The following is a 15,721-nucleotide window of genomic DNA, read 5'->3' as shown; positions in this document are numbered from 1 at the left end:
CTTTATTAACTGAGGAAACCAATCTTTAAAAATTTGCTGACAAGGACGATGAGAAGAATGAAAGAAAAATGCATTTTTGGTCCTGTTCAATCAAGACGTTTAGGTATGTCACTTGGTATAAATTTAACTCCCTATAAAACTTGCAGTCTCGATTGTGCTTATTGTGAGTGTGGGAAGACCACTGATTTAACCATAATTCGTAAGGATTATATACCTATTGAACAGGTACAGAAAACTTTAAAAAGATATTCGGGAAGTTCACTGTTTCGATCGAAACCTCCAAGCTGTGTCACTTTCGCCGGATTTGGTGAGCCAACCCTTCATTCTGGATTTGGATCAATCGCTCAATTTGCAAAAAGAACCTTTCCTGATCAATACCTGGTTCTCATTACTAATGGAACACTTTTCCCTTCTCACCCCGAGCTTTTTCAAGAAGTTCAACCGATAGACATCATTCTTCCTTCGTTGGACGCTGGAAGCGAAGAGATTTTTAAAAAGATTGATCGACCTCATCCCTCAATAACTTTAGCTTCTTTAGTCGATGGATTAATCCAATTGCGAGAAAACTATCACGGACAAATATGGTTGGAGGTATTCATTGTTGAAGGAATCAATGATAGCGAATCCGAGCTCTACCTTATGCGAGATGCCATAAGCCGCATTTCACCCGACCGTGTTCAATTGAATTCATTGGACCGGAATCCTGCCGAAGATTGGGTCAATTCAACCTCTCCCCAGCGATTAATTGCCATCGCTGAGTTCTTAGGAGCCGAACTCCTCTCGAAAAATTCCATTAATATTCAAGTCGACGCCTTGGTGTAGGAACTGAATTTTTTGGAATGGAAACGAGTCTGCTCCACCATCAAATATCTTTACCTTTGGTGAATTGGTTTGATACTCATCAAAGAAAACTTCCCTGGCGTGAGGAATATTCTCCCTATTCAGTATGGATTTCTGAAATCATGCTCCAACAAACTCAAGTCGACCGGGTTATTCCCTACTATCTCCGCTGGATGCAACGATTCCCTACCCTTGAATCGGTATCAATAGCTTCTTATGAGGAGTTATTAAGGCTATGGGAAGGGATGGGGTACTATTCCAGGGTGAAATTTATTCATAAAACATCGAAAATTATTTTAAATCAGCTTGGTGGCCAATTTCCCGAGAACCTTGATGAGCTTCTTAAACTTCCTGGTATAGGACCCTACACGGCGGGTGCCATCATGAGTATTGCTTTTAATCAAAATTATCCTCTGGTTGATGGGAACGTAATACGGATTCTTGCTCGAATTTTTAATATTGAAAATTCAGTTGAACGGAGAGAAACCAAAAATTATATTTGGAAAAAAGCTGAGGAACTGATTCTTCCCGGGAAGGCTCGATGGCTTAATCAGGCATTAATGGAATTAGGGGCGCTTATTTGTACACCCAAATCTCCGACTTGTTATGAGTGTCCAGTTCAAAAACCTTGTTTGAGTTTTCATCTTGGTTGTACTGAACAAAGGCCAGTAGTTCAACCTTCAAAAAAGGCCATTCCAATAAAAGTGGTTGTGGGAGTTCTTCAAAAAGATGGTTTGTTCTTTATTCAACAAAGACCTGCAAATGGTTTGATGGCAGATTTATGGGAATTTCCTGGTGGAAAAATAAACCAGGGAGAAAAACCCGAAGATGCTTTAGTTCGGGAATTTCAAGAAGAACTTCAATTTAGTATTCAAGTGGAAAAAAAAATAACAACTTTGAAGCATGGATATACTAACTTTTCGGTGACTCTTCATGCTTATTTGTGTAAGTTAATTCCAGAAAATCAATCACCGATTCTCCATTTTGCGTCTGACTATCGCTGGATCAAATCCGAAGATTTCAGAGCTTACGCTTTTCCTGCTGCTAATCGCCGATTAATAAATTTATTAATTAAACTATAGAATAATTAGGGAGAATGCATCAATCGAGGTAATTAAAAAATTTTGAATTGAAATGACCAAAAACTACCCTTTTTTTGTATCAAATATTATTGAGAGTTTCCTTTTTGTATTTCTTTAACCTTAATTCTTGTATTAAAAAGTTTAAAGATTTTATTATTGGTCCTTTTTTATATTCTCATTTTCAAAATTTCATGAAGTCAGCAAAAGGCAAGTCTTTTCTGAATGGTATAAATTGAATTAGACAAGTATCAAATGAAATATTTTAAGGTGAATCTTTTAGAAAGATAATTCGTAAAAAATTCTAATAGATAAAATTATTTATTGATTAATATGAATAGTGTCTTTTGGTTAAAGGATTTTTTTAAAGGAGGGAGATAAATGTATAAAACGCTTCTTATGGTTTATTCTTGGCTTTTGTTAATTATGGGTATTTTAGGAGCCATTCCTGGTATTGGAATAGGAACTGAACCAATATGGCATGCAGTTTTAAAAATAATTTTAGGTTTAATTGGTGTTTTAGTTACATTTAGGAAAGAGAAATCTTAAAAATCGAGAATGTTTGAGAAAATATCATAAAGCCGGTCGGAATTCCGACCGGCTTTATGATTGATGGACAACCTCGGCAATTGCTCGAATGTGTTTTTCGGTAGTTCCACAACATCCCCCAATCAGGTTGATATTCAAATTGAGGAGTTCCTTTGTACCTTTAGCAAAATCTTCTGGTGTTTCGGTATAAAGAACCTGGTTACCTTGAACTTTCGGTATACCAGCATTCGGTTTACATAAAAGATAACCAGAGTAATAAGACCGATATACACCTGCAATTTTAATCATTTGTTTCATACCTGTACCGCAATTGGCACCCAGAACAGCGATCGGATAGGATTGAAAAATATGGGCAATTTTTTCTGGTGTTTCACCCATCAACGTGGTAAATCGCCCATCATCTCGGGGTTCAAAAGTAAAGCTGGAAATAACTTCGCCACCTAGTTCTAAAATAGTTTCGGTAGCAGCTATTGATTCAACTGATGATATAAAAGTTTCTAAATTAAAAATTTCGATTCCTTCAGAAAGAAGAATTTCTACTTGCTCTTTGACAACATCTTGAACTTCTTTTTTGGTAAGGTCACCGTAAGGTTCAATAAAATCTCCAACTGGTCCTAATGAACCACAAAGGAGTGTAGAAGAATCAAGAGCCTCCCGGGCAATTTTAACTGCTTGACGATTGATTTCATTGATTTTTCCTTCTAAACCATATTTTTTAAGAATTAAGCGATTGGATCCAAAAGTATTGGTTTGTACGATATCTGAACCGGCTTCAACATAACTGTGAATAATATTATAGACCAGGTTGGGGTGAGAAATATTCCATTCGTCAGGAAGATGGCCAGCCGGTAATCCGGCTTTTTGTAAACGAGTTCCCATGGCTCCATCGAGCACCAAATTCTTTTTTGATAGTAAATTGGCAAGCATGGTTTTGCTCCTATTGGACAAAAACTTTCATCAAAATATTTAAAACTCCAACGACTTGGGGATATTATTCAATATATGTTAGAAGAAATCAATAAAAAGTTAATGTTTTTCTGGAAAAACTCACTTATAATTTTTAGAGTCATGCATTTGACTTCATGTTTTTGGTACAATAAACATTAGCGGCAAAAAAGAGAGAAAATTAATAAAAAAATAAATTACCATTGAGTTGGTAGTTTTTTAAGAATAAAACAAAAAAAATAAAATAATTGATAAATTTATGGGGGTGTTGAAATGTATTTATTAGGAACTGATATAGGAACACAAGGAACAAAATCCGTTCTGGTAAATGAGAAGGGTGAGTTGATAAGCGAAGGCTTTAAGGAATACGGAGTTATAACCCCCAGACCTTCCTGGGCGGAACAATGGCCAGACATTTGGTTGGATGCAGTGGTAGAAACACTAGCGGAATGTGTGAAAAAGTCAGGAGTCAAACCATCTGAAATAGCAGGAGTTGCTATCAGTGGCCTTTACGGTGGTTCAGGAGTGCCAGTGGATAAAGATATGAATCCGTTACGACCTTGTTTAATTTGGATGGATCGACGGGCTCGTGCTGAAACCCAGTGGGTGAAAGATAACATTCCCAAAGATACCATATTTGGAATTACCGGGAATTATGTTGATTCATATTTTGGGTTTACAAAAATGATGTGGATTCGTAATAACGAACCGGAGGTTTGGAATAATATTTATCAATTTGTTACTCCTAAGGATTATGTTGTATATAAACTGACCAATCAATTGGCCATTGATTATTCTTCGGCCGGTAATATTGGAGGAGTGTTTGATATAAAAAAACGAACTTGGTCGGATGAAATGTGCCAAATATTAAATATCCCTCGGCGAATGTTATGTGAACGCATTGTGAAATCCTCTGATATTGTCGGACCCCTAAACCAGGAATTCTCGAACCAGATTGGGCTTTTAGAAGGAACCCCAGTCGTTGCAGGAGGTATCGATGCACCAGTGGCACAACTTTGTGCTGGAGTATTGAGCGAAGGCGAACATGTAGCTATGGCAGGTACCTCAATGTGTTGGGGGAGCGTTCATGGTGGGCAGTATCTCACCCCTGGTTTGGTGAGCATGCCTTATGTCGTATATGATGATCAAAAAATTTATACATTTGGTGGAAGTGCGACCTCAGGAGCGTTAGCTCGTTGGTTCCGAGATGAATTTGGTCAATATGAGAAAGAAGTCAGTAAAAACACTGGCATATCAGCTTATACTTTGCTTGAATTAGAAACCAACGGTATTGGGCCAGGGAGTGAGGGAGTCATCGTCCTTCCTTATTTTATGGGTGATCGTTCTCCGATTTGGGACCCGGATGCTCGAGGAACGATCATGGGGTTGTCTCTCTATCATACTCGAGCTCATGTTTACCGTGCAATGTTAGAAGCAGCGGCTTATTCACTTAGACATAATATGGAAGAAGCAATCAAGGTTGGAATGAAGCTCGATCCCGATTGTTGGATTGTTGGTGGTGTTGCCAAATCAAATTTCTGGGTTCAAATATTTGCCGATATCACTGGATTTAATATGAAACGACTTTCAAAAGACGTCGAAGCACCCTTTGGTGATGCTTTCCTGGTTGGTTTGGGAACCGGGGTTTTCGATAAACCTGAACAAATCAAAGAATGGGTCGATTTCCGTCCGGTTATTACTGTCAATGAGGAAAATCATGCTCTTTATAATAAATACTATAAGATATTCCGCGATCTCTATGAAAATACCAAAAACATTATGAAAGAACTGGTTGAGATATAATAAATATTAGTTGAAAAATAATTTATCGGTTGTGGAATACAAAAAAAGATAAATTCCACAACCAATTTATTATAAAAAACCGAATATCAATTCATTGTTTAGAAAATAATGGTAATATAAACCAAGAATAGATTATAATAGAATCCTGGAGAGGAAAGATATGAACAGTCGAGAACGCCTCAGAAAAGCGATAAATCATCAAGAACCCGATCGGGTCCCTTTGGATTTAGGAGGGATCGTAAGCGGCATTACTCGTATTGCTTATCGCAATCTCAAAAATGAGCTCAAATTCCCTGTTTCTTCAAATGAATATGTGATTGATCGAATACAGCAGTTGATAAAACCCGATGAACAGATTCTTGATTGGTTTCAAATTGATACCAGGTATGCTTATCAAGAAGTTCCACCAGAAATATGGAGCAAGGATAGCCCGGATTCTATTTGGGTTGATGAATGGGACATAAAACGGCGTTTTACTGGACTCTATTTTGATATGATAGGACATCCGCTTTCTCGAGTAGAATCCCTATCAGATTTAGAGAAATTAACTTGGCCTGACCCCCATCAAGATCAAGCCTCTTACGATTTACTGCAAAGCCAGGTTGAAAAATTACATCAAAGTGAGAAAGCAGTAATTGTCAATATCATTGGTTCCTGTTTTGAATTTGGTTGGTATCTTCGTGGGTTTGAAAAAATTATGATGGATTTGGTACTCAATCCTAATCTTGCCTGTGCAATTTTGGATATTATGCTTGAATTCCAAATTGGACAATTTGAAGAGTTACTCAGTCGAACGGGAAACCTCATAGATGTAATCCTTTGTGGAGACGATTTAGCCACTCAGAACAGTCCCTTTGTTTCTCTTGATCTTTACCGCCGGTATATAAAACCTCGTCAGAAAAAGCTCTACGATTTTATTAAAACCAAAACCAATGCGCCTATTTTTTATCATTCCTGTGGTGCAGTGTCTTCCTTTATACCAGAATTAATTGAAATTGGTGTACAAATCCTGAATCCGGTTCAAGTGAAAGCGCAAGGCATGGATTTACACAAGCTAAAAAAGGAGTTTGGGAAACAAATCGTTTTCTGGGGTGGAATTGATACCCAACACGCTCTTCCTTTTGGAAAACCATCCGAGGTTCGGGATGAAGTACGACGCCGGATCGATGAATTAGCTCCTGGAGGTGGTTATATATTGGCGGCAGTCCATAATATTCAGGCCGATGTTCCGCCTCAAAATATTATCGCTATGTTTGAAGAAGCTATTCATTATGGGAGATATTAAAACCTGGAATTCCTGATAGGAGGTGGTGATATTCAGTAGTTTGTCAAGAATTAAATTCTAAATGAAAACTGAGAAAAATATTAGGAGGGCAGAAAATGAAAAATTGGTTAATATTATTAATTATTACGGTGTTAATGGTAAGTATGTCTTCTCTTGCTTTTGGTCAGGAGAAACCAGCCGAGGGCATGTACTTTCGTTTAGTAACCCATGGTGGAGATGACCCCTTCTGGGCGGTCGTTCAACAGGGTATGTTGGATGCGGCCAAAGAATTAGGATGCCAGGTTGATATTGATTTAGCTGGTTCAGACTTAGCCCTGCAGCAAAAAAGACTTGCTGAAGCTGTCGCTCAAAAACCGAATGGAATTGCTTTAGTTGTTAATGATGATACTGCCTGGGATAAGCCGGTAGAGGAAGCTTTAGCTGCAGGCATACCAGTTATTGGAATAAATAACGACGATTCTCAGGGTCCCGCCGGAAATAAGCGTCTTTGCTATATCGGACAGAGTGAAGAAAGAGCCGGATACATGATCGGGTTACGCTTGTTCCAGGAAGCAAAAGAGAAGGGAATTGATCTCTCCAAAGCTCACGTAGCTATGCCGGTTGAAGTTCCGGGAGCCAATTACGGTGTCGTTCGTTCTAATGGTATTAAAAGAGCGGGAGAAGAATTTGGAATCACTTCGTTTGAGATTATTGATGGTGGCGGTTTGGAAATGACCACCATGGAACAAAGAGAAACTTCCTATCTCTTAGCTCATCCAGAAACTACTTTTATGATCGGTTTAGGTGGAATCGCTACTGACCGCTTGACAGATTCTCTTAAAGCTGCTGGTAAAGAACCAGGCGAGGTTATTGCTGGAGGATTTGATACCACCGCTGCAACTCTGAATGGACTGCGGGAAGGATACATAACCGCAACTATTGATCAGCAGCAATACCTGCAGGGTTATTATGCAGTATATGTACTTTATCTCTACAATAAATTCGGATTTACTCCAAATATTGATACTGGTGGATATTTAGTTGATAGTATTGAGAAGATCGATTTGATCGAGAAACTTTCTCCCATGCATGTTAGATAATTTTGGTTCCGGCTGGTTGCTATAGTAACCAGCCGGAATTTTCTAATGATCTACCATACCATATAATAAAAGAGGTCGGAAGATGAACTCCTTACGAAAATTATTGACCTTCCGCTCATCAAATACTTTATGGGTATTTATCGCCTTAGTTGTAGTTTTTTCTCTTTTTACACCCAATAAGATTTTTATTAATGTACGGAATATTTCTGCCATTGGAAAACTTTTTCCCGATCTAGGGATTATTACTCTCGGGGTTGGGATGTTAATGATCTGTGGAGAATTTGATCTATCGGTGGCGTCAGTACTTCCTTTTTGTTCCTATGTATTTGCCCGTCTACTATTTATCGGTACCAGTCCTTTAATCAGTTTTATCGCTGCTATTTTAGTAGGCATGGCTTTAGGGTATTTAAATGGATTTATTACGGTGAAAACCCGGATGCCTTCGTTTATTACTACCTTAGGAACTCTATGGTTTTGGAGAGGAATTCTCTATGTTTGGTCAAAAATGATGCCTATGAGTATACGGACTTATGTTCCCAATAACACTCCTTTTCAATTAGCTATGGCTGGTAATTTAACCCCTTTTTTTCCTATTCAGGTACTGTGGTTTCTAATTTTTGCTGTGATACTGGGTATTATTCTTCATTATCATCGCTTTGGAAACTGGGTATTTGCTACTGGAGATAATCGAGATGCGGCTCGAGCAATGGGAATCAAAACCGATTGGGTTAAAATTATCTGTTATGTCATCGTAGGTGCTTTATGCGGTTTCTGTGCTTGCATGCAAGCGGTTCGGCTCGGTTCTTTTGCGGCAACACAGGGAGTTAATTTTGAATTTAAAGCAGTTGCCGCCTGTGTGGTCGGAGGGACTTCTCTCCGGGGAGGAATTGGAAGTATGTTAGGAATTGTTTTAGGGGCACTCATTATTCCAATTATTGATAATGGTCTCATACTCATGAGAGTTCCGGTGTTTGCTATTAGTGCTTTCATTGGTTTAGCAACCGTTCTGTTTGTTTTGCTAAATACTTACATTGAAAGAAAAATGAGGTAATTCACATCTTTTAAAGTGAGGTTTAACCGATGACAACAGAAGCCAATCAGAATAGTGATATGGTGAAAATGGTCGACATCCATAAATGGTTTGGTCGGGTATACGCTCTGAGAGGGATTGATTTTAACCTCAAACGAGGTGAAACCTTAGGTTTATTAGGAGATAATGGTGCTGGTAAATCGACCTTGATCAAAATTCTTTCTGGGTATCATGTTGCCGATAGGGGAGAAATTTATTTTGATGGAAAAAAAGCCCTGATTCACTCTCCCCGTGATGCACGAAAGCTTGGGATTGAGACGGTTTACCAAGAACAAGCCTTAGCTCCCAATTTAAGTATTTCAAGAAATATATTTATGGGTCGAGAACCGTTGAAGGGGTTGGGGTTACTGGATAAAAAAGTCATGGACGAGGAAAGCATGCAAGCCCTTAAGCATTTAGGGCTTCGTTTACGGTCACCTGACGTCCCGGTCATTACCCTTTCAGGTGGAGAGCGGCAAGGTGTTGCAATTGCTCGAGCTATCCATTTCAAAGCCAAATGTGTCATTCTCGATGAACCAACCGTGGCTCTTTCGGTAAAAGAAGTCAATGAAGTTTTAGAATTCATTCGTCAAATCAAACGTGAGGGAATATCATCCATTTTTATTACCCACAACCTCTATCATGTCTATGATATTGCCGAACGGTTTGTGGTTATGGCTCGAGGAAGAAAAATGGCCGATGTAAAGAAAGAGGAAGTGACTCGTGATAACCTTTCTGACTTAGTAATAAAAAGTGCTATGGTTGAATAAAATGGAATTTCTGGGAGAAAGGAGCAATGGGAAAACCAGTGAAACAGCAAAATAGTTTTTTAAAAAAATTATTAACCACCCGGTCGTTTAGTATCCTGGTGGTTTTGATAGCGCTTCTCATTATATTTACAGTTTTTTCTCCCGGTGGTAACTTTATTAATGCTGAAAATATAAAGGTACTCCTGGCTTACGGTTCAGAATTCAGTATTATTGCCTTAGGAGTCGGCGTCCTAATGATTGCCGGAGAGTTTGACTTGTCGATTGGATCCATCCTGGTTTTTTGCTCATATCTTTTCTTGATATTTTTTAAACTTAACCTTAATTATTTTGTCGTCTTAGCATTGACCATCTTAGGGGGTATTGCCCTTGGCTATATCAATGCCATAGTCACAACCAAAGGTCATATTCCATCCTTTATAACTACCTTAGGAACCATGATGTTATGGAGGGGATTAACCCTCTGGTTTTCAGGAGGTCTGCAACAAGCTTGTGATGTTTCTTCGTCGCCAGCTTTTCTTTCCTTTTTAAATGGAACCATTGGAGGCGTATTTCCGGTTCAAGCTTTGTGGTTTATTATTGTAGGAATTATTTTGGGATTGTTACTCCATTACACCCGCTATGGAAACTGGATCTATGCAACTGGAGATAATGCTGACGCAGCCAGGGCTATGGGGATTCGAACCCATATAGTAAAAATGACAGCATTTATCATTGTTGGAATTTTGTGTGCTTTTGTGGCTGGAATGCAGATCGCAAGGGTGAGTTGTTTTACTTCCCGAACCGGTGAAGGTTGGGAGCTAAAAGCAATTGCCGCCTGTGTAGTGGGAGGGACATCCCTACGGGGTGGTATTGGCGATATGGCAGGTATTTTTCTAGGTGCTTTTGCCATTTCGGTTATTGAAAATGGTTTGGTCGTTCTGAGGATTCCCTATTTTTGGACCTACACCGTATTTGGTTTGGTTATTGTATTTTCAGTTCTTTCAAGTATGTATTTAGAAAAACAAAAATGGGCTCAAAAGTAAAATATTTTAAAAAAGTTTAAAAAGAGCATTTTTTTTATATACTTTTTTGATAAAATAGTAAAATCCTTAATAGGTAATGATTTTTTGATTGAGCTCGTTGATAATACGATAGGGAGAAGGCCTTAAGGGTCTTCTTTTTTTTTGGATTATTTTTCTCAGATATTGTAGGAGCAAAATCGTGGGAAGATGATAATGATTTAATTGTATTTTAGGAATTTTATTAAATTTTTTTTGTTTTCTATTCTATTGGTGTGTAAGCATGGAGGTGTTATAGTGCACTGGTTGTGGGATGAGGCTTGGATAAGACCGGGTGTTGCGATATTTATTGTATATCTTTTTATTTACTGGGCTTATCAAATATTTATTGCAGTACGTGGTGCATGGAGTCCACCACCACTCCCTCCTGCTAAAAGTTTTCATCGATTTGCCGTTTTAATTCCTGCCCATAATGAAGAAAAAGTGGTTGGAAATTTATTGGAAAGTTTAATTAAACAAAATTATCCCCAAAATTACTTTGATATCTATGTTTCTTGTGATAATTGTCAAGACAAGACTGCCGAAATTGCCAAAAGCTATAATGTAAATGTGTTAGAAAAACATGATACGTTACATATTGGCAAGACCGGAAATGTTCAATGGGCTTTAAGAGAAATTCCTTTGGAAAATTATGATGCAGTGGCAATGTTTGATGCCGATAACCTTGTTGAAAAAAATTTCTTAGCAAAAATGAACGATTATATGGAAAGTCATCCTAAAGCCCAAGCTATCCAGGGGTATCTCGATACTAAAAATCCCGATGATACCTGGATCAGTCGATCTTATGCTTTAAGTTATTGGTATACCAATCGATTTTGGCAGTTGGCTCGCTCCAATTGGGGGCTTTCAGCTGCTTTAGGCGGTACTGGATTGGTCGTTACCGTCAGTTGTTTAAAAACCATTGGATGGGATTTAAAAAGTCTCACCGAAGACCTTGAGTTTTCTACCCGAATTATTTTGAGTGGGAGCCGAGTTCATTGGAATAATGAAGCTATAATCTTTGATGAAAAACCCCTCACTTTTTGGGCATCACGCCGGCAACGAACCCGCTGGATGCAAGGTCATTACTGGGTGCTCATGAAATACGGTCCCCAATTATTATTGCAATGGTTAAAAACCTGGAAAATTCAGTATCTTGATTGGTTATTTTACCTCCTTTCGGCCGTAACGACTGTAGTGGGATTCACTATCCTTGCCGTTAGAATTGCAATTGGATCTTCTTGGAACTTTGGAATATCTATTTGGCCTCTCTGGCTGGCTTCGGGTTTAATCCAATGTGCTTTTAATGTGGTTATGGGGCCATCCTTTTATTGGGGTAAATTTACTTTGCGCTACATTCCAGATATTTTAAGTTATTTTCTTTATGGATTAACCTGGCCACCAATTATGTTTTATGCGGCTTTTCTAAGTCGGAACCAAAGCCAATGGGTGAAAACCGATCATACTAGGGATATCGGTGTTTCTGATGTTCGTGCCAAAGAGAAAGCCTTAAATATTATGTAATAAATATTGGAAAACAATTTTCTATGGTTCGGGAAGGGCTTTTTCTCGAGCTAAGCAAGCAGCCCCAAGGGCAGCGGTAATAAGAGGATCGGGAGGGATGAGCGGGGAGAAAGCCAGCTCTTCCTTTAATATAGTGATGATTCCCTGGTTTTTAGCCACGCCCCCAGTAAAAACCAGGGGCCGAGTGATGTTCATTTTTCCGGCAAGGGTTAAAATCCTTTTAACCACTGAACGACAGACAGCACGAGCCAGATCTTCTTTCTTTTTTCCTTGAGCAATTAAACTTACCAATTCTGATTCGGCGAAAATTGCACAGGTATTAGATAGTTCAATGAATTCTCTTGATTGGTTGACTAAGGTTCCATAATCTTCTATTTGAATACCTAAAACTTGGGTCATTAATTCTAAAAAACGGCCAGTCCCTGCTGCGCATTTATCGTTCATCATAAAATCAATGACACGGCCGTTTTTACCGAGGAGGATTATTTTACTATCCTGTCCACCAATATCAAGAACCATCCTCGCTTCAGGAATAAACCATTGAACACCCCGAGCTTGACAAGTGATTTCACTGATCTTCTCATTAGCTTCTGCCTGATAACGACCATAACCAGTAGCAATGAAATATTGGACATCAGATCGGGAAAGATTGGCTTTTCCTAAAGCAAGGTTAAGGGCTTCTTCTCCAATTTTTTTTGGATTCACACTACTCGGCATAAGAACACTTGCCATAATTTCCTTTTCATTGATAATGGTTGCGCAAGTAGATTGAGAACCGATATCCAGCCCAGCAAATACCATGGTTATTATCCTTCCAGTATTTCATGAAATGCTTCTATCCGGGTACGAAGTTGCTCTTCAGAATAGAACTTCTTATCGATATGATCTCCATCTAATAATAACACGGGATAGCCTTTTTGTTGAAGGGTATTTTTAAGCAGAAAATTCATTCCTTGGCTTTGACGACAACCCCATTGATTAAATTGAATAACCCCATTAGCTTTAAATTGTTCACACCAATTAAGAATTCTAAGTATTCTTTTTTCTGGAACAGTTAGGTTTTGACTGGAGATGATTTTTTTAGCCAGAGATTCAAAAGGTTTTTCTGGTTCTAATGGTTCCCAAAAGACTGATGCGAACTCGTCATATACCACATCAAAGTGATATTCATTGAGAAGTGCGGTTAATTGATTGGGATAGAAGGGTTTGAGATGAAGCCATATTAACCGGTGAGAATTGGTAGACGGATTTTTCAGTTTTTGCAGGTGTTCCAAAAACTTTTCAAAAAAGAATTTTGAGGCTGGCGATCCAAGAAATTGAAAGTAATAGGGGAGATAGTCTAAATTTTTGGTTGGCGGTTGAATGGCAAAACTCTTTTGCTTTCTTAATGTTTCGATTTGATGAATGATTTTGACAGTTGCATTGGATAATGAAAAGGTTTCTTCCCAATCAAGTTGACAATTTATTTGGGAAGAAATGAGTGTAGTAATTGAGGAGAGTTGATTTTGAACATAATTAATAGCTTCTGGGGTCATCTGGTAGGGAACATCAATTAAATAGCAAGGTATTTTCCAGATGTTAGCTAAGGATTGAAAAAATCCAGCAGTACCCCGACAGATACTGGTTGTTGCTAATAAAAAATCAGGACGAGGAAATAGTTTGAAAAGGCTCATTCCCACTCCTGCTCGATGATAACTACAGAGGTCTTGAGAATACCAATTTTTTTCGGCAAATTCTAAGGGAAGATTCGAGAAACCAAGAGCGGCAACTAATCCAATTGTGATTTCGGGATAAAAAGGAATGGCACCGACAGCATGGATAAATTCACAGGGGAAAAAGAGGCTCGACCAAATCACTGGTCGGGAATGACTATAAAGCTCACGAATAGTTTTAATGGTTAATTGATATGATGTTTGAGGCAAGGTCGGTTCTGGAAATTTTCTTTTTAACCACCATTCATATATAGCTAATAAGTGGAAAAGACTCTTCCTATTGGCAAAAAACCGGGCAAGTGAAAGAGCTGTTGATGCTTTTAGGTTCATTGACTTAATAAAACTTCCCGAAAAGCATCGATGCGAGTTTCCCACTGTCCTATGGAAGAATAGGACATATCGTGTTCAACGGGAAGGAGGGGTATTTTTATCTGTTTTTTTAAAAAAGATAGGTCGTAAAGTGATTGATCGCAAAATTTAGGGTAAAAATAAACTATACCTTGTATACCGACTCGATTGATGAATTTTTGTAAGATTTCCAAGCGTTTTTGAGGATTATACCCGGGACAAGGAACTTTGTTTACCAAGTACCATCGAGCTAAGGTATCTAAAGCATGATGTTCAGGAGTATATTCGATATCAGGGAAGATATAACGTCTCATCCCCGTGGCTGATCCATCAAAAACTCGAAATTCCTTTTCTTCTAATAGTTGGATGATATTTTCAACAAAAAGATGAGAAGCAAGAAGAAGAATCGAAATTTTTGAAGAAATCGTAGAATCCAAGCTACTTTGGAGTTGGATTTTATCCCAAAGCAAAGAATCACCAGGAAGTTCTCCAGTCAAGAAAGTTTGGCTTCGGGTTTGTTTTACAGTGAAAGAGTGGTCAAGGATAATCCGAAGATTTTCGATAAAATTATATTGAGATATCCCTTGGAAGGAAAGAAGTTTATTGGCTAAATCATTGAGAGAGTGACGGTAAAATTTTAATGATTCTTGATTACTGACCAGTGGGATATGAAGATAATGACAGGGGGTTTTTGGTTGAAGAGCAATAAAAATATCATAAAGTTTTCTTCCGGCATCACAACCTCCCCCAAAAATAATAAAATTCAACTCCAGGTTTTTCTCGGCGAGGAGAGAATTGAGAAGAATTTTGGAAAATGGACAAAAAGGAGTGGGAAGATAAGGTATAGCTTGGGTTGTAGCAAGTGAATCGGACGATAGAAATACCGGTGTTGCGTTACAGGATTGAATTATTTCTTCAGGTATATAGCTACAAAAATATCCTACATTCATCGCTTCTCCACCTGGAATAATATAAAAAAGGGGAGGGCTTGATGGATAAATCAAGCCCTAAGGATAGTTCTAAAAAATCAATCGAAGCACCCAGACCACTACCCCAATGAGAAGTAGTAAGATGAGAATGGGTGCCGCTATTATAGCCACACCAGTTAAAAGGAGAATCAGCAAAATAGCACCGATTACCACCAAAACACCCGCAATAATAACTGGGAAAAAACGAAAAGCCAAAATAATGAGAAAAATCACACCAAGAATGGATAAAATCGTTCTCATTGCTTTACCCTCCTTTAATAATCATCAACCGAGTTTTTTGTAATCAAATCTTTTATCATTTGTAGAAGACGCAAAGATGCGGGGTTTGATGAAACCTTTGACATAAGAATTTCCTCTGGATCGATGCTTTCTTTATAAAGTTGACGATTGGCTTGACGATTTTGCTTGACTTGTGCCCCCTGAACCGATAGACCGATATATAAACCTCGAGATTGTGAATAAGAATAAATTGAAGAATCTAAATTCAAATCGACTTCGGCCGAAAAACTTCTTCCAATTGGTCCTGCTGCAACACTTACGTTTCCTCCCAGGGTTAAACCATCATTATAAAAAATTTCCATCCCATCCTGGTTCATAATTAAAAGAATTAAGCTGGTAGATTGAATTCCGACTTGAGGCCCAAAGCTTACTCCATATATTTTATAAAAAGCTGGACCATACCAGTTATTTTT

At 38.3% G+C, this 15,721-nt stretch carries 16 protein-coding genes; 10 read left to right on the top strand and 6 right to left on the bottom strand.

What is annotated here, in order from left to right; genetic code table 11:
* Positions 1-48: 48 nt before the first annotated feature.
* The 3 genes from PLK24_RS02865 to PLK24_RS02855 all read left to right on the top strand — a co-directional run bounded on the left by PLK24_RS02865 (position 49) and on the right by PLK24_RS02855 (position 2,468).
* Positions 49-822: a radical SAM protein gene (locus PLK24_RS02865; protein ID WP_324476258.1), complete on the top strand. Its 774-nt coding sequence runs from the start codon at positions 49-51 to the stop codon at positions 820-822.
* 17 nt (positions 823-839) lie between these two features.
* On the top strand, positions 840-1,922 hold the full coding sequence (gene mutY, locus PLK24_RS02860; RefSeq protein WP_324476257.1) for an A/G-specific adenine glycosylase: 1,083 nt from the start codon (positions 840-842) through the stop codon (positions 1,920-1,922).
* Positions 1,923-2,300: 378 nt separating this feature from the next.
* Positions 2,301-2,468 (top strand): hypothetical protein, encoded by a 168-nt coding sequence (locus tag PLK24_RS02855; RefSeq protein ID WP_324476256.1) that lies wholly within the window; start codon positions 2,301-2,303, stop codon positions 2,466-2,468.
* Positions 2,469-2,522: 54 nt separating this feature from the next.
* Here PLK24_RS02855 and PLK24_RS02850 read toward each other — a convergent pair whose 3' ends face one another.
* Entirely contained in the window at positions 2,523-3,395 is an 873-nt protein-coding gene (locus PLK24_RS02850; RefSeq protein WP_324476255.1) for a homocysteine S-methyltransferase family protein, read from the bottom strand.
* Positions 3,396-3,686: 291 nt separating this feature from the next.
* On the opposite strand from PLK24_RS02850, the gene PLK24_RS02845 reads away from it, so the two are divergent.
* The 7 genes from PLK24_RS02845 (at position 3,687) to PLK24_RS02815 (ending at position 11,980) form a co-directional block, all read left to right on the top strand.
* Positions 3,687-5,216 carry an FGGY-family carbohydrate kinase gene (locus PLK24_RS02845; protein ID WP_324476254.1) on the top strand — a complete coding sequence of 510 codons (1,530 nt, stop codon included), beginning with the start codon at positions 3,687-3,689 and terminating at the stop codon, positions 5,214-5,216.
* A 160-nt stretch (positions 5,217-5,376) separates the two neighbouring features.
* Positions 5,377-6,501 (top strand): uroporphyrinogen decarboxylase family protein, encoded by a 1,125-nt coding sequence (locus tag PLK24_RS02840; protein WP_324476253.1) that lies wholly within the window; start codon positions 5,377-5,379, stop codon positions 6,499-6,501.
* A 95-nt stretch (positions 6,502-6,596) separates the two neighbouring features.
* The gene (locus PLK24_RS02835; RefSeq protein WP_324476252.1) at positions 6,597-7,580 is read left to right on the top strand and encodes a substrate-binding domain-containing protein; all 984 of its coding nucleotides are present in this window, start codon (positions 6,597-6,599) and stop codon (positions 7,578-7,580) included.
* An 82-nt stretch (positions 7,581-7,662) separates the two neighbouring features.
* Entirely contained in the window at positions 7,663-8,631 is a 969-nt protein-coding gene (locus PLK24_RS02830; RefSeq protein WP_324476251.1) for an ABC transporter permease, read from the top strand.
* A gap of 29 nt (positions 8,632-8,660) precedes the next feature.
* Positions 8,661-9,419, top strand: a complete 759-nt coding sequence (locus tag PLK24_RS02825; RefSeq protein WP_324476250.1) for an ATP-binding cassette domain-containing protein — start codon at positions 8,661-8,663, stop codon at positions 9,417-9,419.
* Positions 9,420-9,445: 26 nt separating this feature from the next.
* A complete protein-coding gene (locus PLK24_RS02820; protein WP_324476249.1) occupies positions 9,446-10,441 on the top strand; it encodes an ABC transporter permease in 996 nt (331 codons plus the stop codon).
* 273 nt (positions 10,442-10,714) lie between these two features.
* On the top strand, positions 10,715-11,980 hold the full coding sequence (locus PLK24_RS02815; RefSeq protein ID WP_324476248.1) for a glycosyltransferase family 2 protein: 1,266 nt from the start codon (positions 10,715-10,717) through the stop codon (positions 11,978-11,980).
* Between the two features lie 21 nt (positions 11,981-12,001).
* On the opposite strand, the gene PLK24_RS02810 is transcribed toward PLK24_RS02815, so the two are convergent.
* From PLK24_RS02810 to PLK24_RS02790, 5 genes are all read right to left on the bottom strand, one after another.
* Complete coding sequence (locus PLK24_RS02810; RefSeq protein ID WP_324476247.1) at positions 12,002-12,781, bottom strand: acyl-CoA dehydratase activase; 780 nt, start codon at positions 12,779-12,781, stop codon at positions 12,002-12,004.
* Between the two features lie 5 nt (positions 12,782-12,786).
* On the bottom strand, positions 12,787-14,022 hold the full coding sequence (locus tag PLK24_RS02805; protein WP_324476246.1) for a 2-hydroxyacyl-CoA dehydratase subunit D: 1,236 nt from the start codon (positions 14,020-14,022) through the stop codon (positions 12,787-12,789).
* On the bottom strand, positions 14,019-14,990 hold the full coding sequence (locus PLK24_RS02800; protein WP_324476245.1) for a 2-hydroxyacyl-CoA dehydratase family protein: 972 nt from the start codon (positions 14,988-14,990) through the stop codon (positions 14,019-14,021). Before PLK24_RS02800 ends, PLK24_RS02805 begins: the two co-directional genes overlap by 4 nt.
* Before the next feature lie 69 nt (positions 14,991-15,059).
* Positions 15,060-15,269, bottom strand: coding sequence for a hypothetical protein (locus PLK24_RS02795; protein WP_324476244.1), 210 nt, complete (start codon positions 15,267-15,269; stop codon positions 15,060-15,062).
* Positions 15,270-15,283: 14 nt separating this feature from the next.
* On the bottom strand, positions 15,284-15,721 hold a 438-nt coding region (locus tag PLK24_RS02790; protein WP_324476243.1), incomplete at its 5' end, for a lipid-binding SYLF domain-containing protein.

It is taken from the genome of Atribacter sp. (assembly GCF_035418125.1).
In the GTDB taxonomy this organism is placed as follows: domain Bacteria; phylum Atribacterota; class Atribacteria; order Atribacterales; family Atribacteraceae; genus Atribacter; species Atribacter allofermentans.
Note: the sequence above shows the minus strand (reverse complement) of the source record. Positions and strands in the feature narration are given on the sequence as shown.

Bases quoted from the DNA above. Each gene is read 5' to 3' on its own strand.
- PLK24_RS02810 (WP_324476247.1), bottom strand. From the start codon at position 12,781: ATGGTATTTGCTGGGCTGGATATCGGTTCTCAATCTACTTGCGCAACC.
- PLK24_RS02845 (WP_324476254.1), top strand. From the start codon at position 3,687: ATGTATTTATTAGGAACTGATATAGGAACACAAGGAACAAAATCCGTT.
- PLK24_RS02835 (WP_324476252.1), top strand. From the start codon at position 6,597: ATGAAAAATTGGTTAATATTATTAATTATTACGGTGTTAATGGTAAGT.
- PLK24_RS02840 (WP_324476253.1), top strand. From the start codon at position 5,377: ATGAACAGTCGAGAACGCCTCAGAAAAGCGATAAATCATCAAGAACCC.
- PLK24_RS02865 (WP_324476258.1), top strand. From the start codon at position 49: ATGAGAAGAATGAAAGAAAAATGCATTTTTGGTCCTGTTCAATCAAGA.
- PLK24_RS02805 (WP_324476246.1), bottom strand. From the start codon at position 14,022: ATGAACCTAAAAGCATCAACAGCTCTTTCACTTGCCCGGTTTTTTGCC.
- PLK24_RS02825 (WP_324476250.1), top strand. From the start codon at position 8,661: ATGACAACAGAAGCCAATCAGAATAGTGATATGGTGAAAATGGTCGAC.
- PLK24_RS02795 (WP_324476244.1), bottom strand. From the start codon at position 15,269: ATGAGAACGATTTTATCCATTCTTGGTGTGATTTTTCTCATTATTTTG.
- mutY (WP_324476257.1), top strand. From the start codon at position 840: ATGGAAACGAGTCTGCTCCACCATCAAATATCTTTACCTTTGGTGAAT.
- PLK24_RS02800 (WP_324476245.1), bottom strand. From the start codon at position 14,990: ATGAATGTAGGATATTTTTGTAGCTATATACCTGAAGAAATAATTCAA.
- PLK24_RS02855 (WP_324476256.1), top strand. From the start codon at position 2,301: ATGTATAAAACGCTTCTTATGGTTTATTCTTGGCTTTTGTTAATTATG.
- PLK24_RS02830 (WP_324476251.1), top strand. From the start codon at position 7,663: ATGAACTCCTTACGAAAATTATTGACCTTCCGCTCATCAAATACTTTA.
- PLK24_RS02850 (WP_324476255.1), bottom strand. From the start codon at position 3,395: ATGCTTGCCAATTTACTATCAAAAAAGAATTTGGTGCTCGATGGAGCC.
- PLK24_RS02820 (WP_324476249.1), top strand. From the start codon at position 9,446: ATGGGAAAACCAGTGAAACAGCAAAATAGTTTTTTAAAAAAATTATTA.